Origin of the sequence: Paraburkholderia sp. GAS448 (assembly GCF_050435685.1) — a bacterium.
Taxonomy (GTDB): Bacteria; Pseudomonadota; Gammaproteobacteria; order Burkholderiales; family Burkholderiaceae; genus Paraburkholderia.
Window position 1 is genome coordinate 1 of the sequence record NZ_JBNDKT010000018.1, and the last position, 21,886, is coordinate 21,886.

18 protein-coding genes and 1 tRNA gene are annotated in these 21,886 nt (G+C 63.3%); 7 read left to right on the forward strand and 12 right to left on the reverse strand.

What is annotated here, in order from left to right:
- Positions 1 to 270 precede the first annotated feature (270 nt).
- On the reverse strand, positions 271 to 582 hold the full coding sequence (locus tag P3T23_RS27940; RefSeq protein ID WP_429319337.1) for a hypothetical protein: 312 nt from the start codon (positions 580 to 582) through the stop codon (positions 271 to 273).
- A gap of 188 nt (positions 583 to 770) precedes the next feature.
- Between P3T23_RS27940 and P3T23_RS27945 the strand changes: the two genes are divergently transcribed.
- A complete protein-coding gene (locus P3T23_RS27945; protein WP_429319338.1) occupies positions 771 to 962 on the forward strand; it encodes a CsbD family protein in 192 nt (63 codons plus the stop codon).
- A 253-nt stretch (positions 963 to 1,215) separates the two neighbouring features.
- On the opposite strand, the gene P3T23_RS27950 is transcribed toward P3T23_RS27945, so the two are convergent.
- From P3T23_RS27950 to P3T23_RS27965, 4 genes are all read right to left on the reverse strand, one after another.
- Positions 1,216 to 1,494, reverse strand: a complete 279-nt coding sequence (locus P3T23_RS27950) for a hypothetical protein (RefSeq protein WP_429319339.1) — start codon at positions 1,492 to 1,494, stop codon at positions 1,216 to 1,218.
- A 266-nt stretch (positions 1,495 to 1,760) separates the two neighbouring features.
- The gene (locus P3T23_RS27955) at positions 1,761 to 2,108 is read right to left on the reverse strand and encodes a hypothetical protein (protein ID WP_429319340.1); all 348 of its coding nucleotides are present in this window, start codon (positions 2,106 to 2,108) and stop codon (positions 1,761 to 1,763) included.
- A gap of 180 nt (positions 2,109 to 2,288) precedes the next feature.
- Positions 2,289 to 2,363: transfer RNA gene (locus P3T23_RS27960), tRNA-Arg, on the reverse strand.
- Between the two features lie 599 nt (positions 2,364 to 2,962).
- Positions 2,963 to 3,148: a rubredoxin gene (locus P3T23_RS27965; protein ID WP_429319465.1), complete on the reverse strand. Its 186-nt coding sequence runs from the start codon at positions 3,146 to 3,148 to the stop codon at positions 2,963 to 2,965.
- 347 nt (positions 3,149 to 3,495) lie between these two features.
- Here P3T23_RS27965 and P3T23_RS27970 point away from each other — a divergent pair, with 347 nt between their 5' ends.
- From P3T23_RS27970 to P3T23_RS27990, 5 genes are all read left to right on the forward strand, one after another.
- Positions 3,496 to 3,897 (forward strand): DUF4399 domain-containing protein, encoded by a 402-nt coding sequence (locus tag P3T23_RS27970; RefSeq protein ID WP_429319341.1) that lies wholly within the window; start codon positions 3,496 to 3,498, stop codon positions 3,895 to 3,897.
- Between the two features lie 226 nt (positions 3,898 to 4,123).
- Positions 4,124 to 6,049 carry an ATP-binding cassette domain-containing protein gene (locus P3T23_RS27975; RefSeq protein ID WP_429319342.1) on the forward strand — a complete coding sequence of 642 codons (1,926 nt, stop codon included), beginning with the start codon at positions 4,124 to 4,126 and terminating at the stop codon, positions 6,047 to 6,049.
- A gap of 274 nt (positions 6,050 to 6,323) precedes the next feature.
- On the forward strand, positions 6,324 to 8,309 hold the full coding sequence (locus tag P3T23_RS27980) for a DNA topoisomerase IV subunit B (protein ID WP_429319343.1): 1,986 nt from the start codon (positions 6,324 to 6,326) through the stop codon (positions 8,307 to 8,309).
- A gap of 59 nt (positions 8,310 to 8,368) precedes the next feature.
- The gene (gene parC / locus P3T23_RS27985) at positions 8,369 to 10,687 is read left to right on the forward strand and encodes a DNA topoisomerase IV subunit A (RefSeq protein ID WP_429319344.1); all 2,319 of its coding nucleotides are present in this window, start codon (positions 8,369 to 8,371) and stop codon (positions 10,685 to 10,687) included.
- A 117-nt stretch (positions 10,688 to 10,804) separates the two neighbouring features.
- A complete protein-coding gene (locus tag P3T23_RS27990) occupies positions 10,805 to 11,263 on the forward strand; it encodes a CopD family protein (protein WP_429319345.1) in 459 nt (152 codons plus the stop codon).
- 32 nt (positions 11,264 to 11,295) lie between these two features.
- Here the strand turns inward: P3T23_RS27990 and P3T23_RS27995 are convergent, their stop codons facing one another.
- The 7 genes from P3T23_RS27995 to P3T23_RS28025 all read right to left on the reverse strand — a co-directional run bounded on the left by P3T23_RS27995 (position 11,296) and on the right by P3T23_RS28025 (position 20,078).
- The gene (locus tag P3T23_RS27995; RefSeq protein ID WP_429319346.1) at positions 11,296 to 12,498 is read right to left on the reverse strand and encodes a chromate transporter; all 1,203 of its coding nucleotides are present in this window, start codon (positions 12,496 to 12,498) and stop codon (positions 11,296 to 11,298) included.
- A 148-nt stretch (positions 12,499 to 12,646) separates the two neighbouring features.
- Positions 12,647 to 15,016: a bifunctional diguanylate cyclase/phosphodiesterase gene (locus P3T23_RS28000; protein ID WP_429319347.1), complete on the reverse strand. Its 2,370-nt coding sequence runs from the start codon at positions 15,014 to 15,016 to the stop codon at positions 12,647 to 12,649.
- A 441-nt stretch (positions 15,017 to 15,457) separates the two neighbouring features.
- A complete protein-coding gene (locus P3T23_RS28005) occupies positions 15,458 to 16,333 on the reverse strand; it encodes a PhzF family phenazine biosynthesis protein (protein ID WP_429319348.1) in 876 nt (291 codons plus the stop codon).
- Positions 16,334 to 16,580: 247 nt separating this feature from the next.
- Positions 16,581 to 17,045 (reverse strand): RidA family protein, encoded by a 465-nt coding sequence (locus tag P3T23_RS28010; RefSeq protein ID WP_429319349.1) that lies wholly within the window; start codon positions 17,043 to 17,045, stop codon positions 16,581 to 16,583.
- Positions 17,046 to 17,144: 99 nt separating this feature from the next.
- Positions 17,145 to 18,341 carry a PLP-dependent aminotransferase family protein gene (locus P3T23_RS28015; RefSeq protein ID WP_429319350.1) on the reverse strand — a complete coding sequence of 399 codons (1,197 nt, stop codon included), beginning with the start codon at positions 18,339 to 18,341 and terminating at the stop codon, positions 17,145 to 17,147.
- Between the two features lie 62 nt (positions 18,342 to 18,403).
- Positions 18,404 to 19,312 carry a DMT family transporter gene (locus tag P3T23_RS28020; RefSeq protein ID WP_429319351.1) on the reverse strand — a complete coding sequence of 303 codons (909 nt, stop codon included), beginning with the start codon at positions 19,310 to 19,312 and terminating at the stop codon, positions 18,404 to 18,406.
- Between the two features lie 64 nt (positions 19,313 to 19,376).
- On the reverse strand, positions 19,377 to 20,078 hold the full coding sequence (locus P3T23_RS28025; RefSeq protein ID WP_429319352.1) for a VOC family protein: 702 nt from the start codon (positions 20,076 to 20,078) through the stop codon (positions 19,377 to 19,379).
- Positions 20,079 to 20,354: 276 nt separating this feature from the next.
- Between P3T23_RS28025 and P3T23_RS28030 the strand changes: the two genes are divergently transcribed.
- Positions 20,355 to 21,809: a PLP-dependent aminotransferase family protein gene (locus P3T23_RS28030; protein ID WP_429319353.1), complete on the forward strand. Its 1,455-nt coding sequence runs from the start codon at positions 20,355 to 20,357 to the stop codon at positions 21,807 to 21,809.
- Positions 21,810 to 21,886: the final 77 nt, after the last annotated feature.

Here is a 21,886-nt window from a genome sequence, read left to right on the forward strand (position 1 = left end):
GGCTCCCGATTTGCCTCAGGCTCATTCGCCGGTGGAAACGTATCCCGAAAATCCCCCAATATGCTGTCCAGGCTCATTTGCCGGTGGACAGCGCTGATGGTCAACGATTGTCAATTCGCCGTGCGTCGTCTTGTGGTTGTCACGCACGGCTGGGTACGCTGGAGCAAGTAACGCAAGATCCTCTGCGTTGGAGGGTGTGGTTCAGCTGCGGCAGTTCGTCCGCGGCTTTTTTTTCGTCTGCGTCGAACGACCGGCTGGGGCTTCCCCGGTTCAGCCGTGTCGCGCGAGATCTGGCGCGGCAGCGGCGGACCCGGAGTACACGTTGATGCCTGGCGGCAGATCGTGCAGGCAGAAGTGGTCCAGTTGCAGCAGCAGGCTGTCGATAGCGCACAACTGGGATTTGGTCAGGTGGTCGGCGTCGAGCAGTTTGTGGAGCCGCTGCCGCCAGTAGGACGCCGGCAGGATCGGCCCGCCAAGATCGCCGTGCAGCGCAGGCCGCATGACGCGTGCAATGTGTGCGATGTCCTGGTCGATCAGAGTCGCCCGGAACGAGCCGGTGGGTGCGTTAGGTATGCGGTCCATGCCCCGTTAACGGCACGAGCGCAGATCACTTTAGGGTCGAAGTGAAGATTTTTGCGGGGCGGCTTTTGGGGCGTATCGATCGTCCGTTCGAAACCGTGCGGCGCAAAAAACTGGCCGGGCACAACGGTTGCTGCAGTCTGGTTACCGGCGCAACTTCGCGCTGGCAATATGGATGACGGGAGCTGGATATGAACAAGGACCAGGTGAAGGGTGTCGCAGAGAAGGTGAAGGGTAAGGTCAATGAGGCCGTTGGCAGGGCAACCGGCGACAAGGGCCAGGAACTCAAGGGCAACATCCAGCAAGGCGCTGGCGAAATGCGCAAAGCTTATGGCGATGCGAAGGAAAAAGCCAAGGACAACGCAAAGCGAAACGCGCCGTAAGTGGGGCCGGGCTTTAGTGCATTAGTGTGAAGAAAAAGGCGCCACGGCGCCTTTTTCTTCAGGTAACTCACGACGCGGAAGCTGGCTGATCGGCATGCCGAAATCGCGAGGTTGTACGGGTAGATCGTGATGTTACCGGACCTGGCTAACCGATAGCGCAGGTAGGTGCACCTCGTCCCGACGAAGGTTAACCATTGCAAAGTGTGCCCGTCGTTCGCATTGATGCGAGCGCGACCGATCACCTGGCGCTGCCTCAGACTGCCCCGGTCTGGCTGTCGGGGCCTGTCAGGTCCTGGGTTGCGCTTTCGAGAAACCGGCGCGTCGCCTCGAACGATGCGAGCATCTGCTCCGGCCAGGGCTTTTGCAGCATGAGCGCCTGATGCTGTTCGAACGCTGCGGTCAACTCTGCGCGTAGTTCGGGCGATTTGAGGTGACGAATCAATACATGCAGCGCTATCGCGGTGGCCTGGCTGGCACCGGCTGTCTGCATACCTGAAACAGTGAGTGCGGCGATCTGCTTGCTGGTGTCCACGGTGTTCCTTGTGTCTTGTGCGAATGGAGTGAATGCGGATGGCCTCGCGGCCGACATCCGTCCATTTTGACATTGCGAAGCATCACATTCCAGGCGCGGTGATCGGGGTTGGGCGATTGGTCAGGTGTGGAGTGTGAGGGCACGCTTCCGTCATCGGCGTGGATACAGGAAGCAGATTGTTACCAGGCAACATGCGACGAGCCTCGGCGGAAGGATCGGATCGCTGGGCCGTGGCCGTAACGCACGATTACGGCGTACGGCGCGTGTCACGCGGCAACAACGCCTCGGCACTTTCTGACGCTGCGTCGGCGGCCGTCGGACGCAGGCTTGACCGGTGCTGAACCCTGACGCGACGCTGCAGCCGCCTGTGCTGGATATAGCTGGGTATGACCGGTGACGGGGCCGGCGGTCGTCCGGTCGAAATGGTCCAGTTCAAGCAGGAGGCTATCGATTGCGACAAGCTGGGCTTTCGTCACGTGGTGCTCGTCGAGCAGTTGATGGAGGCGCCTGCGCCAGTACGCAGTAGACAGGATGGGTCCAGCAGCGTCGCCGTACAGAGACGGTCGCATCACGCGCTCGATGTGCGCAATATCCTGATCGATCAATGTCGCCATGTGCACCCCGTCGTGTCCTGATTGGTTGGTCGATGACGGACAAAGCGTACCGGGATGTCCGGAGCGACAATTCAATGATCAAAGGGCGGTTAGCTCGCCAGTTCGCGCGGTAGGGGTTCGCCGTCGCTGAATGACGGGCTTGGGATCTGGAAAACGGGATGGGGAAGGCGGAAATCTGACTGGTCCCCCCGACAGGAATCGAACCTGTATCTAGCGCTTAGGAGGCACTTGTTCTATCCATTGAACTACGGGGAGATAGAAAAACTAACGGGTTAGATCGGAGCCTTGCAGCTTTCGGCCGATGTCTAATCCCGTGGGCGTTTTCGGCATGTCAGCTTCATCCTAAGTGAAGCGCCGCGAACCATTACTGCCTGCCAGCTTTACCGGATCACCAGCCAGACCTTCATTGCGAGACAACCCTCTAGCCGGGTATCGATCCCGCACAGTGATTCAGTTGCCGGACCGGATAAATATGGCTTGAATCCCGCTGATCGGCAAGCGCCGGCGTGCCCAAATTCGCCAGCGAGGGAGGAGTATAGCAAAGACACTCGACACAAAGGCTATGGCGGAACTGCGAGCACCTGAGCAGTGACCACGCGTGCGTGCGTCACCGAGCCGGGTCCGTCTCGCCGCCGCGGTGCGACGGCCGGGCGCAAGCCGGGCGCGGCTATCATGCACCGTTGTTCCGCAATCTGAGCCGCTCCCTCGAACGTATCGGTTCAAGCCGGCCCCATAAAGCAAATGGCCCGACAGATCCGGGCCTGTCGGGCCATATGTGCCGAGCCATAGGTACGGAGGCGATTCTGCTGACGAAAGGCGTGAACTTGCCACCGCACCTCGATGCCGGATCGTCCTTAGAATTCGACGACGGCGAATTCCGCCTTGCCCACATCGCACAGCGGGCAGCGCCAGTCTTCCGGGATGTCGGCGAAGCGCGTGCCTGCCGGGATGCCTTCTTCCGGGATGCCTTCTTCTTCGTTGTAGATCCAGCCGCAAATCAGGCAGACCCAGCTCTTGTACTCAATAATCACTTCGCTCACGACGCACTCTTTCTTCAGTTCAATGATCCGCGCGTTCTGCCCCCGAATGGTGAGGTGCGCGGCGAGCCGCAATCTTACCGGAATTCGCAAAATGCCTTCTGCGTAGCGCTGCCGTACTGGTCGGCGCCCCATGGGCGTGGCCTGTCGCGAAGCGCGGTGCGCCGCTCCGTCATACGCCCGGTGTATGCTCTGCTGCGCGGCCTCTCTCGCCTGCTCGACAACCATCGGCGGATCTCCAGCCCCGGGGCGGCAGCTTCGCACCCGGTGAGCCGCCTGTCTGCGACTTGCAGTGTGCCTTGCGCGTCTGGATTGGCACGGTGTCGGCCGCTTTCCTCAAGGAGAAGACGATGCTCAAGAACAAATGGCTGGCCAGCGCTGTGTTTGCCGGTTTGCTAATCGCGTCTGGTGTGGCGCGGGCAGACGGCGTGTCGTTTGTGGCGCCGAAGGACGGCGCCACCGTCAGCAATCCCGTGCACGTGGTATTTGCCGTCGATGGAATGAAGATCGCACCCGCCGGTACGATGACCGAAGGCACGGGCCACCACCATCTGCTGATCGATGGCGCGCCGCTGCCGAAGGGCGAGGTGATCCCGGTCAGCGACAGGTCGCTCCACTTCGGCAAGGGGCAGACGGAAACGGACCTGACGCTCCCGCCAGGCGATCACACACTTACATTGCAGTTTGGCGACGGCGCGCATCGCTCGTATGGCCCGGAGATGAGCAAGACGATCACGGTGCACGTGAAGTGACAGGCTGCGGCCGGGCGCGCACGAGAACTCATGATTGCATGGGGTTTCTGCGCGCTGGCGCCGGCGCGTCTGGCGGCGTGCGAGCGCATTATCCGCCGCATTGTCCGCATTAACCGGGCTGAATCAAGCCGGCCAGACGGCCTATGCCATCCGGCGGACGGGCATAGACTTCGGCGCCCGGTACAATGAGCAGTTCCGATTCATCGCGGTCTTCTTCTTTTTCCCCATGTCGCTTTACACCATTACCGGGGCGCAACTGGCGTTCGGTCACGTCGCGTTGCTCGATCACGCGGATTTCTCTCTCGAGGCGGGCGAGCGCGTCGGGCTGATTGGCCGCAACGGCGCAGGCAAGTCGTCGCTGCTCAAGATTGTCGCCGACCTGACGAAGCCGGACGACGGCCTCGTTACGCGCCAGCAAAACCTGAGCACGGTCTACGTGCCGCAGGAGCCCGAGTTCGATGGCGACGCGTCGGTATTCGATACCGTCGCCGCCGGGCTGACCGACGCACGCGCGCTGCTGGGCGAATACGACGTGGTCGCGCACCGTCTTGCCGAAACGCCCGAAGGCGCAGAACACGACGCGCTGCTCGCACGGATGAACACGCTGCAGTCGTCACTCGACGCGATCGATGCGTGGAACTGGCGCATGCGTGTTGCCACGACGCTCGCGCAGATCGGTCTGGACGGTGATGCCCGCGTGGGCGCGCTGTCGGGCGGCATGCAGAAACGGGTGGCGCTTGCGCGTGCGCTGGTGGTGCAACCGGACGTGTTGCTGCTCGACGAGCCAACCAACCACCTCGACTTCGATGGCATTCGCTGGCTTGAAGATCTGCTGATCGCCCAGCGCTCGGGGCTGCTCTTCATTACCCACGACCGCGCGTTTCTCGACCGGGTTGCGACGCGCATCGTCGAGCTCGACCGCGGGCGGCTGCTGTCGTACCCGGGCAACTTCTCTGCCTATCAGACGCGCAAGGCGCAGCAACTGGAAGTCGAGCGCATCGAGAACGAGAAGTTCGACAAGCTGCTCGCGCAGGAGGAAGTCTGGATCCGCAAGGGCGTCGAGGCGCGCCGCACGCGCAGCGTCGGCCGCATCGGGCGGCTCGTGCAGATGCGCCAGGAACGCGCGGAACGCCGCAATGCGCTTGGCAACGTCAAGCTGGACGTGGGGCAGGGCGAGAAGTCCGGCAAGATCGTCGCGGAACTGATTGACGTGACGAAGCGCTATGGCGCACGCACGGTGGTCGACCATTTTTCGACGACGGTGATACGTGGCGACAAGATCGGCTTCATCGGGCCGAATGGCGCGGGCAAGACGACGCTGCTGAAGCTGATCCTTGGCGAACTGGCGCCCGACGAGGGCAAGGTACGCATCGGCACGAACCTGCAGGTCGCGTACTTTGACCAGATGCGGGCGCAACTGGACCAGGAGAAGAGCCTTGCCGACACCATCAGCCCGGGCAGCGAGTGGGTCGAAGTCAACGGCACGAAGAAGCACGTCATGAGTTATCTCGGCGACTTCCTGTTCGCGCCAGAGCGGGCGCGCTCGCCGGTGAAGTCGCTCTCGGGCGGTGAGCGCAACCGCCTGCTGCTCGCGCGACTGTTCGCGCGGCCGGCCAACGTACTGGTGCTCGACGAACCCACCAACGACCTCGACATTCCGACACTGGAACTGCTCGAAGAACTGCTGACCGACTACGACGGTACCGTGCTGCTGGTGAGCCACGATCGCGCGTTTCTGGATAACGTCGTGACATCGGTGATCGCGTCCGAGGGCGAGGGCAGGTGGCGCGAATATGTCGGCGGCTTTACGGACTGGCAGGTGCAGAGCGCCCGGTCGCAGCAACTCGCACAAAACGAGACGCCGAAAGAGGCAGTGAAGGAAGCGGCGCCGAAGGACAGTGCCGCTGGCCGCAACGCGCAGCGCACGGTGAAGCTTTCATTCAAGGAGCAGCGCGAGCTGGAAGCGTTGCCCGAGCAGATCGCAAAGCTTGAAACGGAGCAGAAGACCATCGGTGCGCAGCTTGAAGACGGCTCGATCTTTGCGAAAGACGCGCAGGAAGGCGCGCGGTTGACCGAGCGTTACGCTGCGATCGACGACGAATTGCTGCTCGCACTGGAACGTTGGGAAGAATTGGAGAGCAAGCGGAAGTGATGTGCCGGCGAACCGTGGGCGGTCGCTTGCGGTTCATATCACGCAAATTGCCGCGCGCATCGAAATCAGTAAAATACCCCGCGAACCTGTTTCCTGTGGCGGTCCCGTTGCACGACCACCAGGCAGGTTGCAGGCAATAAAAAGATTGCCCGTGTTGCGGGCACGCCATCCACCCCGTTGTTTCGTTTCGCTTTTTTTGAAAACTCAACGGTTTGTCCACGCAGATGTCCACAGGACCTGTGGACAACGATGAACCGACGGACCACAGCAAGCCATGTCTACGAAAAAGCCAAACGCCGCGTATAGCGAAGCGTCGATCAAGGTGCTGAAGGGCCTGGAGCCGGTCAAGCAACGGCCCGGCATGTACACGCGCACCGAAAATCCGCTGCACATCATTCAGGAAGTCATCGACAACGCGGCCGACGAAGCCCTGGGCGGCTACGGACGTCAGATCATCGTCACGTTGCATACGGATCAGTCCGTGTCCGTCGAAGACGACGCCCGCGGCATCCCGTTCGGGATGCACCCCGAAGAGGGTGTGCCGGTCGTCGAAATCGTGTTCACGCGGCTGCACGCGGGCGGCAAGTTCGACAAGGCCGCCGGCGGCGCGTACACGTTCTCGGGCGGCCTGCACGGCGTCGGCGTGTCGGTGACCAACGCGCTGTCTACGCGCCTCGACGTCATGGTCTGGCGCGACGGCAAGGTCGCCGAACTCGGCTTCGCCGACGGCGATGTCGTCAAGCCGCTGGAAGTGCGCCCCGCTACGCGTTCCGACAAGAAGTCGGGCACGCGCGTGCGCGCATGGGCCAATCCGAAATATTTCGACTCGCCGAATCTGCCGCTCGGCGATCTGCAGCGCCTGCTGCGCTCGAAGGCAGTGCTGCTGCCGGGCGTCGAAGTCACGCTCATCAATGAGAAAACCGGCGAGCAGCAAAGCTGGAAGTACGAAGACGGTTTGCGCGGCTATCTGCTCGAAGGCATGGCCGGCAGCGATCTGCTGATTCCGCTCTTCGAAGGCGAGCGCTATGCGGAGAGTTCGCGCTCGAATGAGGAGACCTTTGCCGAAGGCGAAGGCGCAGCGTGGGTCGTCGCGTGGAGCGAGGAAGGTCCGCTCACGCGCGAGTCGTACGTCAACCTGATTCCGACGCCCGCCGGCGGCACGCATGAATCCGGTCTGCGCGAAGGTCTTTTCCAGGCGGTCAAGAGCTTCGTCGAGTTGCACAATCTTCAGCCGAAGGGCGTGAAGCTGCTCGCGGACGACGTGTTTGCCCGCGTGTCGTTCGTGCTGTCGGCGAAGGTGCTCGATCCGCAGTTTCAAGGGCAGATCAAGGAGCGTCTGAATAGCCGCGACGCAGTCAAGCTGGTCTCGTCGTTCGCCCGCCCGGCGCTCGAGTTGTGGCTCAACCAGCACGTCGAACACGGCAAGAAACTCGCCGACCTCGTCATCAAGCAGGCCCAGGCGCGCACGCGCGCCGGTCAGAAGGTCGAGAAGCGCAAGAGTTCGGGTGTCGCCGTGTTGCCAGGCAAGCTGACAGACTGCGAATCGACCGAAATCGGCCGCAATGAACTCTTCCTCGTCGAAGGTGATTCGGCAGGCGGTTCGGCCAAGATGGGGCGCGACAAGGAATATCAGGCGATCCTGCCGCTGCGCGGCAAGGTGCTCAACACGTGGGAAACCGAACGCGACCGCCTCTTCGCGAATAACGAAGTGCACGATATCTCGGTGGCGATCGGCGTCGATCCGCATGGTCCCGACGACAAGGCCGACCTGTCGAACCTTCGTTACGGCAAGATCTGCATCCTGTCGGATGCGGACGTCGACGGCGCGCACATCCAGGTGCTGCTGCTCACGCTCTTCTTCAAGCATTTTCCGCAGCTGATCGAACGCGGGCACGTGTGTGTCGCGCGGCCGCCGCTCTTTCGCGTCGATGCTCCGGCGCGCGGCAAGAAGCCGGCGCAGAAACTGTACGCACTCGACGAAGGCGAACTCGAAGCAATCCTCGACAAGCTGCGCAAGGACGGCGTGCGCGAATCGCAATGGACGATCAGCCGCTTCAAGGGCCTCGGCGAAATGAGCGCCGAGCAGCTGTGGGACACGACGATGAACCCGGACACGCGGCGTCTGTCGCCCGTCTCGCTCGGCGAACTCGATTTCGACGCGACCGTCGCACGCATGACGATGCTGATGGGCAAGGGCGAAGCGGCGTCGCGGCGCAGCTGGCTCGAAGAGAAGGGCAACGAAGTCGAAGCGGACATTTGAGCGCGCTGACGCATCCTGCGAGCGCTGCTCTCACGCCAAACCACGGACACGACATCTAGATGGACGATAACACTCCCGATCTTTTCACCGAGGCGGTGCCCGCCGGCGACTCCCTGACGCTCGGCAACTACGCGGAACGCGCGTATCTCGACTACGCGGTGAGCGTCGTCAAGGGGCGCGCGCTGCCCGACGTCTGCGACGGCCAGAAGCCGGTGCAGCGCCGCATCCTGTACGCAATGAACGAGATGGGTCTCGCCGACAATGCGAAGCCGGTGAAGTCGGCGCGCGTGGTCGGCGACGTGCTGGGCAAGTATCACCCCCACGGCGACCAGTCTGCGTACGACGCGCTCGTGCGTCTCGCGCAGGATTTCTCGATGCGCTATCCGCTCATCGACGGGCAGGGCAACTTCGGCTCGCGCGACGGCGACGGCGCAGCGGCGATGCGCTACACCGAAGCGCGCCTCACGCCGATCGCCAAACTGCTGCTCGACGAAATCGACCAGGGTACGGTCGACTTCATGCCGAACTACGACGGCTCGTTCGAAGAGCCGAAGCTGCTGCCCGCGCGCTTGCCGTTCGTGCTGCTCAACGGTGCATCCGGTATCGCGGTGGGTCTGGCAACGGAGATTCCGTCGCACAACCTGCGCGAAGTCGCGGCGGCGGCGGTCGCGATGATCCGCAATCCGAAGCTCCAGCATGCCGAACTGATACAGCACATCCCGGGTCCGGATTTCCCCGGCGGCGGCCAGATCATCTCGAGCGAAGCGGAAATCTCGGCGGCCTATGAAACCGGCCGCGGCAGCCTGAAGGTGCGCGCGCGCTGGAAGATCGAAGACCTCGCGCGAGGTCAGTGGCAACTCGTCATCACCGAATTGCCGCCGAACACGTCGGGCCAGAAGGTGCTCGAGGAAATCGAGGAGCAGACGAACCCGAAGATCAAGCTCGGCAAGAAGACCCTCACGCCGGAGCAGTTGCAGACGAAGCAGACGATGCTCGCCCTGCTCGACGCGGTGCGCGACGAATCGGGCAAGGACGCGCCGGTGCGTCTCGTGTTCGAGCCGAAGTCGAGCCGGATCGACCAGACGGAATTCGTCAATACGCTGCTCGCGCATACGAGCCTCGAATCGAATGCGTCGCTGAATCTGGTGATGGTGGGCGGCGATGGCCGGCCGCGTCAGAAGGGCCTCATGGAGATCCTTCAGGAGTGGATCAGCTTCCGTTTCGCCACCGTCACGCGCCGCACGCAGCACCGGCTGATGAAGGTCAACGACCGGATTCACATCCTCGAAGGCCGGATGATCGTCTTTCTGAATATCGACGAAGTCATCCGCATCATCCGCGAGTCGGACGAACCGAAGGCTGCGCTGATCTCGGCCTTTGGTCTGTCGGACCGCCAGGCCGAGGACATTCTTGAAATCCGTCTGCGTCAGTTGGCGCGGCTCGAGAAGATCAAGATCGAGAAGGAACTCGGCGAATTGCGCGACGAGAAGGCGAAGCTCGAAGAACTGCTGGGTAGCGAATCCGCGATGAAGCGTCTGCTCATCAAGGAAATCGAAGGCGACGCGAAGCAGTACGGCGACGATCGCCGCACGCTGATCCAGCAGGAAAAGCGCGCGACCTTCGAGGCGCGCGTGGTCGACGAACCGGTCACGGTCGTTGTCTCGCAGAAGGGCTGGGTGCGGGCGCTCAAGGGCCACGGGCTCGATCCGGCTGGCTTCACGTTCAAGGCGGGTGACGGCCTCTACGCGGCGTTCCAGTGCCGCACGCCCGATACGCTGATCGCGTGGGGCAGCAAGGGGCGCGTCTATTCGGTCGCGGTCGCCATGTTGCCAGGCGGTCGCGGCGATGGCGTGCCGGTCACGTCGCTGATCGAACTGGAGTCGGGCACGCATCTGATGCACTACTACTCGGCGTCGGCAGAGCAGGCGCTGCTGCTTGCGTCGAGCAACAGCTTCGGCTTCATCGCGAAGGTGGGCGACATGGTGAGCCGTGTCAAGGCGGGCAAGTCGTTCATGACCATCGACGAAGGGGCGACGCCGCTCGCGCCGATGCCGATGCTGCCGGACGCGACGCATGTTGCGTGCCTATCGAGCGCGGGGCGCATCCTCGTGTTCGGCCTCGATGAAATGAAGACGCTGTCGGGCGGCGGACGCGGCGTCACGCTGATGGCGCTCGATCCGAAGGAAACGCTCGTGCAGGCGCTGGCGATCGGCAAGGCGGGCGTGGTGCTGGTCGGCACGGGCCGCGGCGGCAAACCGCAGGAAGAGACGCTGGCCGGCGCAGCACTGGCTCCGCATATCGGCAAGCGGGCGCGCAAGGGCCGCGCGCCGGATACGAAGCTGAAGTTGCTGGGTCTGCGGCCGGCGTTGGCAGGCTGAGGCTGAGCGCGGGAAATCAAACGCAAATATGAACTGCGGTGCGTAACCGCGGTCGAACGCGCTCATAAGCCGCGCCAACGAAGCGCGGCGCCCCGCCATCAAGAAAGGACAATAACCATGACCAAAGCCATTGAAGTCGCGCTCTTCCTGCATCTGCTCGGCGTCGCCGTGTGGGTTGGCGGCATGGTCTTCGCGCATTTCTGTCTGCGGCCGGCGCTTGCCGATCTGTCTCCGCAACTGCGTCTGCCGCTCTGGGAATCCGTGTTTGGGCGCTTCTTCAACTGGGTCGCGGCCGCCGTGCTGGTGATCCTGTTGTCGGGTGGCTTCCTGCTGATGCAGTTCGGCGGCGGTCACGCATCCTGGACCCTGCACGCGATGGCCGGTCTCGGCATCGTGATGATGCTGCTCTTCGGACACATCCGCTTTGCGGTGTATCCGCGCATCCGTCGCGCGGTGCAGGCGCAGAACTGGCCGGACGGGGCGCGCGCAGTCGGTACGGTGCGTCGGCTGGTCGTCATCAATCTGGTTCTTGGAGTGGTGACGATCGGCGTCGCGGTCATGTCGCGCGGGTTTTAGGCGTCGTGGCAAGGTGCGTCTCCTGAACGCAATCACACCATGTGCCGATACACGAGCCACAGTCCGCACGCGAGACCTACCATCCCGTATACCGCATACGCGGGCAGCCTGAGCTTCGCGAAGCACACCAGTGAGAACAGCGCAGTGACAAGGTAGACCGGCTGAAGCGGCACGCGATAGCCGATCTTCAGCACGGCGACGGCAAGAAACGCTGTCGTCACTGCCCGCAACACCCGCATGCCCTGCTCGAAGCGCGGGTGTGTCTTCAACTGGTACAGATGCCGCTGGGCAAGCACGACGAGGCATCCGGAAGGCACGAACAGCGCGACCGTCGCAATCAGCGCGCCGACCCAGCCGTCGATCAGATAGCCGAAGAACGGAATGACATTCAGAAGCGGTCCGGGCGAGAGCGGCGAGAGCGAGAATGCCAGCGTGAAATCGTTGTCGGACACGCCGATCGCGGGCGTGACGAACAGCGTCTTCAGTACCGGTAGCGCCGAGAAGCCGCCGCCGAAGAGCGTCATCCCGGCGCCGGCAAGGCGCGGCCACAGAAGCGCGAACTCGTATTCATGCGGCAACGGGACAGCGAACAGCACGACCAGCACGCCGAGCCACAACAGCAACTGACGGTCGCCCGAGCCGACCGATATCTCCAGTCTCGCCTTGCTCACGGGGCTTGCCACCCAGCCCGACGCGAACGCGCCGCCCAGTATCACGACATACGCTGCCGGACTGTGCGCGAAGAAAAGCGCGATAGAGGCGAGCACCGCCGCACTCCATTCGAGCCGGCCGCGCACGAGCGCGCGCGTCTGCTTGTACCAGGTGACAGCGATCAGCGTCGCGAGCACGACGCTGAAGTGATTGAGCAGGGTCTCCGAGGCGGCCGCGCGAATCAGTGGCGTGCGATAGAAGATTGCGAACAGGGTCATCAGCATGAAGAAAGGCAGCACGCTTGCGATGCCTGCGACCCATGCGCCCGCGCGTCCGCGCAATGTATGACCCAACTGCACGGCGACGTTGCAACCCACCGGCCCCGGTACCATCCACGCGAGCGCAATCAGGTCGGAGAATGCGAGGCGCGACAGCCGCTCCTCGCGTTCCACGTAGTGATGCTCCAGTTGTGCCATCAGTGCGAGGCCGCCCCACGACAGCGCGGACAGGCCGCATATGACGCGAAAGAGCGTCCACAGTGGTTCGCGCTCACCGCGCCGCGTGGCGTCCCTGATCGTGGTCATGTGCATGGCAGATTCGCGCCGGGCGCGCCGTACGCGTATTTCTATCCTTGGGCCTGGCAGCTATCCGACGCGCGCCGCGCGGCCAGTACGGCATGCGTCGTGACTTCGTATCGTTGTGTGCCGGATGCCGCCCAGCCAGCCCGAACGTTCAGGCGGACAGGCCGCTCGTGCTCGGTGCGTCGCTGGTGCTGTCGGCGTCGGGTTCCTGCGTGACACGCCGGTCGTGCATCCCACAGACGCCGAAGCGTTCGAGCAGGGCGGGGATGCCTTCGGCCGGCACCGGACGCGAGAAGAGGAACCCTTGTGCCTCGATATGGCCGAGCGCGGCGAGCCATGCGATCTGTTCTTCTGTTTCCGTGCCCTCGACGACCACCGTCAGCCCCAGCGAGCGCGCGAGGTTGACGATCGCCGTCACCATCACGCAGACGCTGCGGTCGCCGGGAATCGCCTGCACGAACGAGCGATCGACTTTTAGCGTATCGACCGAGAAGCGGTTCAGGTACGACAGCGACGAATAGCCCGTGCCGAAGTCGTCGAGCGCGATGCGTACCCCCAAACGCTTTAAGGCGAAGATCTTCTCCGACACGAGGTCGGGATATTCCATCATCGCCGTTTCGGTGATTTCCAGTTCGAGGCGGCGCGCGGGGACGCCGGTTTCCTCGATGGCCTGCGACACCGTCTCATACAGGTCGCCGCGCCAGAACTGCACGGCGGAAATGTTGATCGCGAGCGACAGCGGATCGTAGCCCTGCTGCTGCCACAGCGCGAGCTGGCGGCATGCGGTGCGGATCACGAAGTCGCCGATCGGCACAATCAGACCCGTCGATTCGGCAACCGGGATGAACTCGTTGGCCGGGATCAGGCCGTGCTGCGGATGATTCCATCGCACCAGCGCCTCGAAGCCCGTGATACAGCGCCGCGTGAGATCGATTTTGGGCTGGTAGGCGAGAAACAGCTGGCCTTCAGCCAGCGCGACGCGCAGCTGCTGTTCCCACTTCATCAGATGGTCCGCGCGATGCGACAGTTGCGGCGAATAGAACTGATAGCAGTTCTTGCCCGCGTCCTTCGCGCTGTACATCGCGAGGTCGGCTTTCTTCAGCAGATCGATTTCGCTTTCGTTTGCCACCGAATAGAGCGCGATGCCGATGCTTGCATGCAGCACGAACGAACTGCCGCGCACCTCGAACGGTTTCGCAAAGACCTCGGCCGCGGCCTCGGCGAGCTCGACGGCACGCTTCTCGACGTTATCGCCCTTGACGATCACGACGAACTCGTCGCCGCCGATGCGGCTCAACGCGCCTTCGGCGCCTACTGCATCGGCGAGGCGCGAAGCGGTCATCTGCAGCACGATGTCGCCGGCGTTGTGGCCGAGCGTGTCGTTGACCGTCTTGAAGTTGTCCAGGTCGATGAAGAGGATCGCGAGGCGCCCGACATTGGCCGTCAGCGCCACGTCGTGCCGGAGGCTGCGCAACGTGGCATAGCGATTGCGCAAGCCGGTCAGCAGATCGTATTCGACGAGATGGGACATCTCGCGTTCGCGGCCGAGCAGCTTGCCGATGAGGCCTGTCGCCACCGCGAAGAAGCTCAGCATCGCGAGCGAGATGAAGCCCGCCATCAACAGATAGACGTTGCGCGTGTGGTTGTAGTCGGCGAATTCCTCTGCCTGCGACAGGCCGACCAGCACACCGAGCGGATAGCCGTCGATATGGCGATAGGACACGATGCGCGTGACGTTATCGATCGGGTCGACGTAAGTGCCCGACACATGTTCCGAAGTGGGATACGTGCCGCTCGCCGAGAACGCGCCGCCTGCGTTTTCCGCGCCGCCCGTGCGTCGCGCGAGTACGGTGCCGGTGTCGGAGATCACCGCGATCACGCCGTCACGACCGATCGCCGCATTGTTGTAGAAGTCGGTCGTGAAGTAGCTCGGATCTTCGGACACCACCACGACGCCCGCGAACGAACCATCGGGATGATTGAGCCGCCGCGTCATCTGCAACGTCCAGTGACCGGACACGCGGCCGAGCACCGGCTTGCTGATGTACAGCGCGTCGTCGTTCTCGTGCTCATGCACCTTGAAGTGTTCCCGATCCGACAGATCGATACGCTTCGGATTCGGATCGGCGGTATTCGCGGTCAGCATGCCGTGCTCGTCGATCAGCGACACCTGCACGAGCGTCTCGCTCTGCACGACACCCTTCTCGACGGTACTTGCGAGATCGAAATGATTAGGCGACTTCTCGAATTCGTATTTGACGAAGCGCGTGATCTGGTCGACCTGATGGATGGCCTTGACGGTGTGCTGCTCCAGCGCCGCCGACAGTATCGCGCTTGAAGCCATCGCCTCCCGATAGGTCGTGTCCTTTTCGACCGAGAGCCGCGCGAAGATCACCGTCCATAGCAGGATCAGGACCAGCACGCCGAGGGCGGGGATTACAAGGAGAGCACGCCGGCGCGACACTGCCGGGTCCCGGCGAAGCCTCGCGTCGTGCCTCATGGATGTGCGGGAATAGTTCATCGGCAACGCGAGGTCCGTGTGCCCGGCAGCGGCTCCGTATGCATCGACTGCGCGAGAATCGAGGGTGGCTGCATGATGAACTGGGTACCGGGTGCGCAGGGTGGGAAGGCGTGGTATTGCGCCGAAGTCCGTCGGTCACCTGGACCTTTCGATATTACTGAATGCGAAAAGATTAAGGAAGCATCCGCGCATCGGGTATACGCGGGCCTTGTCGGGCATAGGAGAGCTGATTTTCCGCCGCCCCGCCGGTATGCCGCATGGTTTGGGGCCGCTGCGTGCTTTAAGGTTTTTGTCCAGAGCGCGGCCCTAGTTGCGGCGCGCTGGATTCTCCGCATCCAGTTTCTTATGCATGGTGAATCAACGTGTATTGCTGCGGCGTTTTGTGTATAACGGTGGCGCTGTCCCACGTCCAGCGCGTGGTTTTGGCCACGGCGACGTGAGTCAAGGCAGCCTGAACGTGCCGTCGACAACGGTTACCGATGCGCCGCCGATCCACGTTTTCCCGGCCGTGTCGTCATAGGTGACGAAGACGCGGCCATCGCGGCCAATGACGGTGCCTTGACGAGCCGTGTAGCTGTCGCCCGGGCGTCGGTTTTGCTGAGTGAGCAGCCCGGCTAGCGCCGCATTCGCACTGCCGGTCACAGGGTCTTCCCCAATCCCCAGGCCCCCGCCTGCCATCAGACAACGTACTTCGAAGGTGGCAGGGCCGTTTGCCGCGTGCGGCCCGTAGACGGCAAGGCCATGGGCGCCGACCGTATGCGTGATCTGGGCCAGCGCCTGTGCATCGGGTTCAAGCGCGAGGCAGGCGTCGGCCGATTGCAGTCGCACGACGAGCCACGGTGCACCATTGTCGACGCCGCAAGGTGAAGCGGTAAAGTCGATCGCGTCGGTTTTCAGCGCCGCCTGCAATGCGGGGTACTGATCCGCAGGCAGTGGCGTGACCTTTGCTGGCGGTGCCGCGAAAGCCCATCTCCCAGCTGGTTGCGCGGCAAGTTCCACGAGACCCACACCGCACTGCTGGATGAGCCTGCCGGGCTGTTTCGGTTTATGGCCGCTTTCGAGCAATGCATGTGCCGTGCCGAGGGTCGGGTGTCCCGCGAACGGCAGTTCGCCACGCGTTGTGAAGATGCGTACCCGATAGTCCGCCGATGTATCGGTCGGCTTGAGCAGGAAAGTCGTTTCGGACAGATTCGTCCACCGGGCGATGGACTGCATCTGGGCGGCGGTCAGATCATCCGCGTCGAACACTACCGCGAGGGGATTGCCTTTGAGCGGGACTGATGTGAATACATCGACCTGCTTGAATCGGGTAAGCATAAGATTTGCTTCGCTTTCGTTGCCGGTTGGGACTGCGGTTTCTATTCGTCTTATTTTATCCAGCGGCTCGATGGTACTCTGCTTTTTTTGTCGTTTTTTAGCCAATAAATCGAAAAGAAATGATGACGGGGAAATAACAAAAAGACGGAATGCGGAAACAGAAACGCCGCAGTCAGACCTCGACTGCGGCGCGTTAGGCGGACCTGGCGACAGAAGCCTGAAGCAGGCCCTCAAGCCAGAGCCGCTATCACTCTACTTCAGCAATCATTTCAATCTCGACGCATGCGCCGAGCGGGATCTGCGCAACACCAAAAGCGGATCGCGCGTGCTTGCCCCGTTCACCGAAAACATCAGCGACCAGTTCAGATGCGCCATTCGTCACGATATGCTGTTCGGTGAAGTCGAGCGTCGAATTGACGAGGCTCATCAGCTTGACGATCCGCGTCACGCGGTTCAGATCGCCGACATGGGTATGCAACGTAGCGAGCAGATCGATCGCGATCGAGCGCGCGGCAGCCTTGCCTTCTTCGGTCGTCAGAGCGTCACCGAGCTTGCCGGCCCACACCTTGCCGTCCTTCTTCGCAATATGGCCCGACAGATAAACCGTCTTGCCGCTTTGCGCACTCATCACATAAGCGGCTGCGGGGGCGCCTGCCTGGGGCAGTTCGATGCCGAGTTCTTTGAGCCGGTCATACACATTTGCTTGAGCCATCACGTGTCCTTTGAGGTTGAGTTAATCCGGTAATGGGCGTGCGTTGAGGTTCATCCTTTAACCTCACATGCACACCACAACGCGCGTCGTGTCGCGCGCTCAGACCCGCGCGCGGATCAGCGCGGCAAGCTTCGCGATGCCTTCGTCGATCTTCGCGGGGGGGACGGTCACGAACGACAGTCGCAACGTGTTGTGCTGCGCCTCGCTCGCGAAGAACGGGCCGCCCGGCACGAACGCGACGTTCTGCGCGACCGCTTCTTCCAGCAGCTTCATGCTGTCGATCTGCGGGGGCAGGGATACCCACACGAACATGCCGCCTTCCGGGCGGTTCCAGCTGACACCTTCGGGCATGCAGCGTTCGAGCGCCGCCAGCATCGCTGCGCACTGGTCTCGGTAGAGCGAGCGGATCGTCGGCACGTGGGTGTCCAGGAAGCCGTCCTTCACCACTTCATGGACGATGCGCTGCGTAAAGCTCGGCGTGTGCAGATCCGTCGCCTGCTTGGCCTGCACCAGCTTGAAGTGCAGTTCCTCGGGCGCAATGATGTAGCCGATCCGCAGACCCGGCGCCAGTACCTTCGAGAACGAACCGAGGTGCACGATGTGATCGGGCGCCATCGACAGCATCGTCGGCAGCGGTTCGCCCGCGTAGTCGAGCGCGCCGTACGGATCGTCTTCGATGATCGGGAAGGGCGCGGTCAACGCCCGCGCAGCCAGCGCGCGGCGGCGTTCGACCGGCAGACGCCGGCCCGTCGGATTCTGGAAGTTCGGTTGTGCGTAGAGAAGCCGCGCGCCAGCGGTGAGTTCGGGTGTGAGCGCTTCGGGGATCAGCCCGTTGTCGTCAGTGGGCACCTGCACGTAGTGCGGCTCGTACATCGAGAACGATTGCAGCGCGCCGAGGTACGTCGGCGTTTCGACGAGCACCGGGCTTTGCGGGCAGATCAGCACCTTGCCGAGCAGGTCGAGCGCCTGCTGCGAGCCGGTCGTGACCAGCACCTGGGTCGGGCGGATCTGCGCGCCGTTTACCGAATAGCGTGCGGCGATCCATTCGCGCAGCGGCAGGTAGCCCTCGGTTGCGCTGTATTGCAACGCCGCGGCGGGCGAATCGCGCAGGATGCGGTCGGACGCTTCGCGCATCCGTTCGGCCGGGAACGTGGCTGGCGACGGCAGGCCGCCGGCAAACGAAATGACTTCAGGCCGTTCGGTGACCTTCAGGATCTCGCGAATCGCCGAGCTCGTGAGCTTGCGTGCGCGTTCGGAAAGTTGCCACGTAGGGGCTTGAAGGTCGCTTTGGTCCATAGTCTCCTCGACTGCTGTTGCTGATAGTGGGTCGGTCAAAACTTTGATTATCGCGCGTCTTGTCATGCGGCGCGCGTGGGCAGCGGCGCGACGCGCACAGTCGCACTGCGGCCGAGCATGACAGTGGCGATCACGGCAGCGGCGAAGACCCAGGTCGACGCCGCGACGGTCTCGCCGAAAAAGAGTGCGGAAAACGCCATCGTGAAGAAGATCTGCAGCAGCTGCACCTGGCCGACGCGTGCAGTGCCGCCCATCGCCAGGCCCGCATACCAGGCGAAAAAGCCGATGAACTGCGAGAACAGCGTGACGTAGCCGAAGGCGAGCCACGTCTTCATGGCGACGGGGCCCGGATGCTGCACATGATGCTCCCAGCCGAGCCAGCCGACGGGTATCACAAGGAACGGCGCAGACAGCACGAGCGCCCAGCAGATCACCTGCCAGCCGCCGATCTCGCGCGCGAGCCGCGCGCCTTCTGCATAGCCGAGTGCGCCGATGCCGACCGCGACCAGCATCAGGGCATCGCCGGCCCGCAGCGAGCCGCCGCCCGACTGCAGCGCGAACGCGACGACGATCGCGCTACCTGCGATCGCGCTGGCCCAGAACGCCTTCGACGGCCGTTCGTGCGACAGCCAGGCCGCATAGAGCGCGACGCACAGGGGCTGCAGGCCGTTGACGACGGCGCCATGCGAGGCCGGCACCGTCTTCATCGACCACGCGGAGAACACCGGAAACGCGATGATCACGCCGAGCGAAACGACCGCGAGGCTCTTCACCTGCGGCCAGCTCGGCCAGCGCTCGCGACGCCAGGCGAGCAGCGCGGCGGCGGGAATCGAGGCGACGAGCGCACGCCCAAGACCGTTTAACAGCGGATGAAACTCGGCGACGACAATGCGGGTCATCGGTAACGTCAGGCTGAAGATCACAACGCCGATGAGGCCAAGCAGCATGCCTTGGGATTCGCGCGGTTTCATTGCAGGGTGTCTCTCCAGATGTTGCTGGTTATGCGTATCAACAGGTATCGGGCTGCGCCGAACGTTACTTGAGCGTGCGCAAACCCGCGGGTGTTTCGAATTCGGCGACGAGCGATGGAGCGTCTGCCGTCATGCCCAGCGTGATCAGATGCGCGACGCCGAGCCACTCGAGTTGTGCTCCGACGACATCCGCCTGCGGGTGGAAACCCCTGAGCGACTTCAGCGCGAGCCCCGTTTCCGGCAACACCTCCGACGGATGGCGGGGCGTGTCCCACTGGATCAGCGAAGGCACGATGCCGTCGCCTGCGCCTTGCCACGCCGGGAATGCGCCGTCGGCCGGCACGGTCAACCCCCAGGTGAAATCGCCGCGGCTCATTGGCACCACCGGCGCGATCCGCTCCGGATACTGTTCCTGCCAGCGCACGAGATTTTTCGGCCGTTCGACTCGCGCTACCCAGTGCGACAGATAAGGGCCGTCGGCGAGACGCTCGTGCGTTGCCGGTTCGTCGAGCGCGAAGAGGCGTGGGCGTGGCTCTGTGCCCGTCGCGCCGGAGGCGGCCTGGGCCTGAGCGTCCGGATCGATCGCGATCACCTCGAGATAGACACCGCCCCACAGGTTCAGCAGCCGGTTGTGCGTGCGCATCAGCGGATGCGCACCGCCGCCGGCCGGCGCGACGCCGAGCGTGTCGGCGACGTACTGGGTGCCCTCGTCGAGGGTGCGGGCGGTGATCACGAGATGATCGAGGGGCAGCTTTTGAGCGGTCATGGCGGAACGAAAGGAGACAGTTTTCTGCGGACGACCGGTACGCCTGCACGCTGTCGGGCAACTGTACCGGGGCCGTTAGCATAACCTCTTGCCAGGCCGCCGGATCATGCGCCGCGCCTTGTCGTCGGAATCGGCCCCGGATCGGCGGGCCGAGGGCCAGAACCAGCCGGCTATGAGGGCACCGTAGCGCACGTCACTGGACCTAATTTAATGGTTGCAACCAGCACAGTAACGGTACAATCGGCTCGATACTTTTCAGTACAGTTGGAGCACGCCATGTCCGTTCCGCTCGACCAGATCCCCGCGCCGCACGATGCGTCCTCGCTGACCCTCGTCGACCAGCTTGTCCAGTGGGCACGACGGCGCATCGAGGAGCGCGTGTTTCGCCCCGGCATGCGCATGCCATCGATCCGCAAGCTCGCCCTCGACAAGGGTGTCTCGCGTTTCACGGTGGTCGAGGCCTACGAGCGGCTCGTGGCGCAGGGTTATCTGGATTCGCGGCGCGGGTCGGGCTTTTTTGTGCGCGAGCGGCTCGGCGGGCCGATGCCGGGCGAGCGTCGCGTCGTCCCGGAAGCGGCGCCGGCGCCCAGCACGATCGACGTCGTGTGGCTGCTGCGCAACATGCTGCACACGTCGACGCGCCCGGAAAAGGGCCCGGGCCTCGGCTATCTGCCGAGCCGCTGGCTGGACGGCGAACTGATCACCGGCGCGCTGCGTGCGCTTGGCCGGCAAAGCGGCGCGCAGATGCTCGGCTTCGGCACGCCGCAAGGCTTTCTGCCGTTGCGTCAGCAGTTGCAGACGCGGCTCGAGGAACTGGAGATCGGCGCTTCGCCGGACCAGATCGTGATGGTCTCCGGGATTACCCAGGCCATCGATCTCATTTCGCGTATCTACGTGCAACCGGGCGATGCGGTGATCGTCGGCGACCCGGCGTGGTTCCAGATGTTCGGCCGCTTCGCATCGCAAGGCGCGCGGCTTGTCGGCATGCCGTACACGCCGGATGGGCCGGATCTCGACGCGCTGGAGCAACTGATCCAGATGTGGCGGCCAAAAATGCTCGTGATTAATTCAGTGCTTCAGAACCCGACGGGCACGTCGCTGACCGCAGCGCAGGCCTTCCGCATCCTGCGCCTCGCGGAGGAACACGATTTCATCGTCGTCGAAGACGATATCTACGGCGATCTTTGCCCACCCGGCTATCCGGCGACGCGTGTCGCGAGCCTCGATCAGCTGAAGCGCGTGATTTATCTCGGCAGCTTTTCGAAGACGCTGGCGGCGAATCTGCGAGTCGGCTTCATTGCGTGCGCGCCGGAGGTGGCGAAGGCGATCACGGACCAGAAGATGCTGGTCGGCATGACGACGCCTGAACTCAACGAGCGCGTGCTGTACCGGATCCTGACCGAAGGGCATTACCGGCGCCACGTCGAGCGCCTGCGCGCGCGCCTCGACGGCGTGCGCGACAAGTCCGCGCGGATGCTCGAGAAGGCCGGCATGAAGGTGTTTTTCGCGCCGGGCGCGGGCATGTTCCTGTGGGCCGACACCGGCGTCGACGCCGACGTCTTTGCCGCCGCCGGCCACGAGGAAGGCTTTCTGCTGACGCCGGGGAGCCTCTTTTCGCCCCAGCAGTCGCCGACCACGTGGATGCGCTTCAATATTGCGAACTGCGCCGATCCGGCGCTGTCCGCGTTTTTGTGCCGCTACCTTGACAGTGTCGCGCGGCGTGCCTCTTGAAACGGCCGCAATCGGCCCCAGCTAGAGCGCCGACCGCTTTGCCCCGCTGGCCCTCCGCGTGGCCGATGTGTGCCCGG

Bases quoted from the DNA above. Each gene is read 5' to 3' on its own strand.
- P3T23_RS28020 (WP_429319351.1), bottom strand. From the start codon at position 19,312: ATGAAACCGCGCGAATCCCAAGGCATGCTGCTTGGCCTCATCGGCGTT.
- P3T23_RS27975 (WP_429319342.1), top strand. From the start codon at position 4,124: ATGTCGCTTTACACCATTACCGGGGCGCAACTGGCGTTCGGTCACGTC.
- P3T23_RS28030 (WP_429319353.1), top strand. From the start codon at position 20,355: ATGTCCGTTCCGCTCGACCAGATCCCCGCGCCGCACGATGCGTCCTCG.
- P3T23_RS27955 (WP_429319340.1), bottom strand. From the start codon at position 2,108: ATGGCGACATTGATCGATCAGGATATTGCGCACATCGAGCGCGTGATG.
- parC (WP_429319344.1), top strand. From the start codon at position 8,369: ATGGACGATAACACTCCCGATCTTTTCACCGAGGCGGTGCCCGCCGGC.
- P3T23_RS28005 (WP_429319348.1), bottom strand. From the start codon at position 16,333: ATGCTTACCCGATTCAAGCAGGTCGATGTATTCACATCAGTCCCGCTC.
- P3T23_RS27940 (WP_429319337.1), bottom strand. From the start codon at position 582: ATGGACCGCATACCTAACGCACCCACCGGCTCGTTCCGGGCGACTCTG.
- P3T23_RS28010 (WP_429319349.1), bottom strand. From the start codon at position 17,045: ATGGCTCAAGCAAATGTGTATGACCGGCTCAAAGAACTCGGCATCGAA.
- P3T23_RS28000 (WP_429319347.1), bottom strand. From the start codon at position 15,016: ATGAACTATTCCCGCACATCCATGAGGCACGACGCGAGGCTTCGCCGG.
- P3T23_RS27980 (WP_429319343.1), top strand. From the start codon at position 6,324: ATGTCTACGAAAAAGCCAAACGCCGCGTATAGCGAAGCGTCGATCAAG.
- P3T23_RS27970 (WP_429319341.1), top strand. From the start codon at position 3,496: ATGCTCAAGAACAAATGGCTGGCCAGCGCTGTGTTTGCCGGTTTGCTA.
- P3T23_RS27995 (WP_429319346.1), bottom strand. From the start codon at position 12,498: ATGACCACGATCAGGGACGCCACGCGGCGCGGTGAGCGCGAACCACTG.
- P3T23_RS28015 (WP_429319350.1), bottom strand. From the start codon at position 18,341: ATGGACCAAAGCGACCTTCAAGCCCCTACGTGGCAACTTTCCGAACGC.
- P3T23_RS27990 (WP_429319345.1), top strand. From the start codon at position 10,805: ATGACCAAAGCCATTGAAGTCGCGCTCTTCCTGCATCTGCTCGGCGTC.
- P3T23_RS27945 (WP_429319338.1), top strand. From the start codon at position 771: ATGAACAAGGACCAGGTGAAGGGTGTCGCAGAGAAGGTGAAGGGTAAG.
- P3T23_RS28025 (WP_429319352.1), bottom strand. From the start codon at position 20,078: ATGACCGCTCAAAAGCTGCCCCTCGATCATCTCGTGATCACCGCCCGC.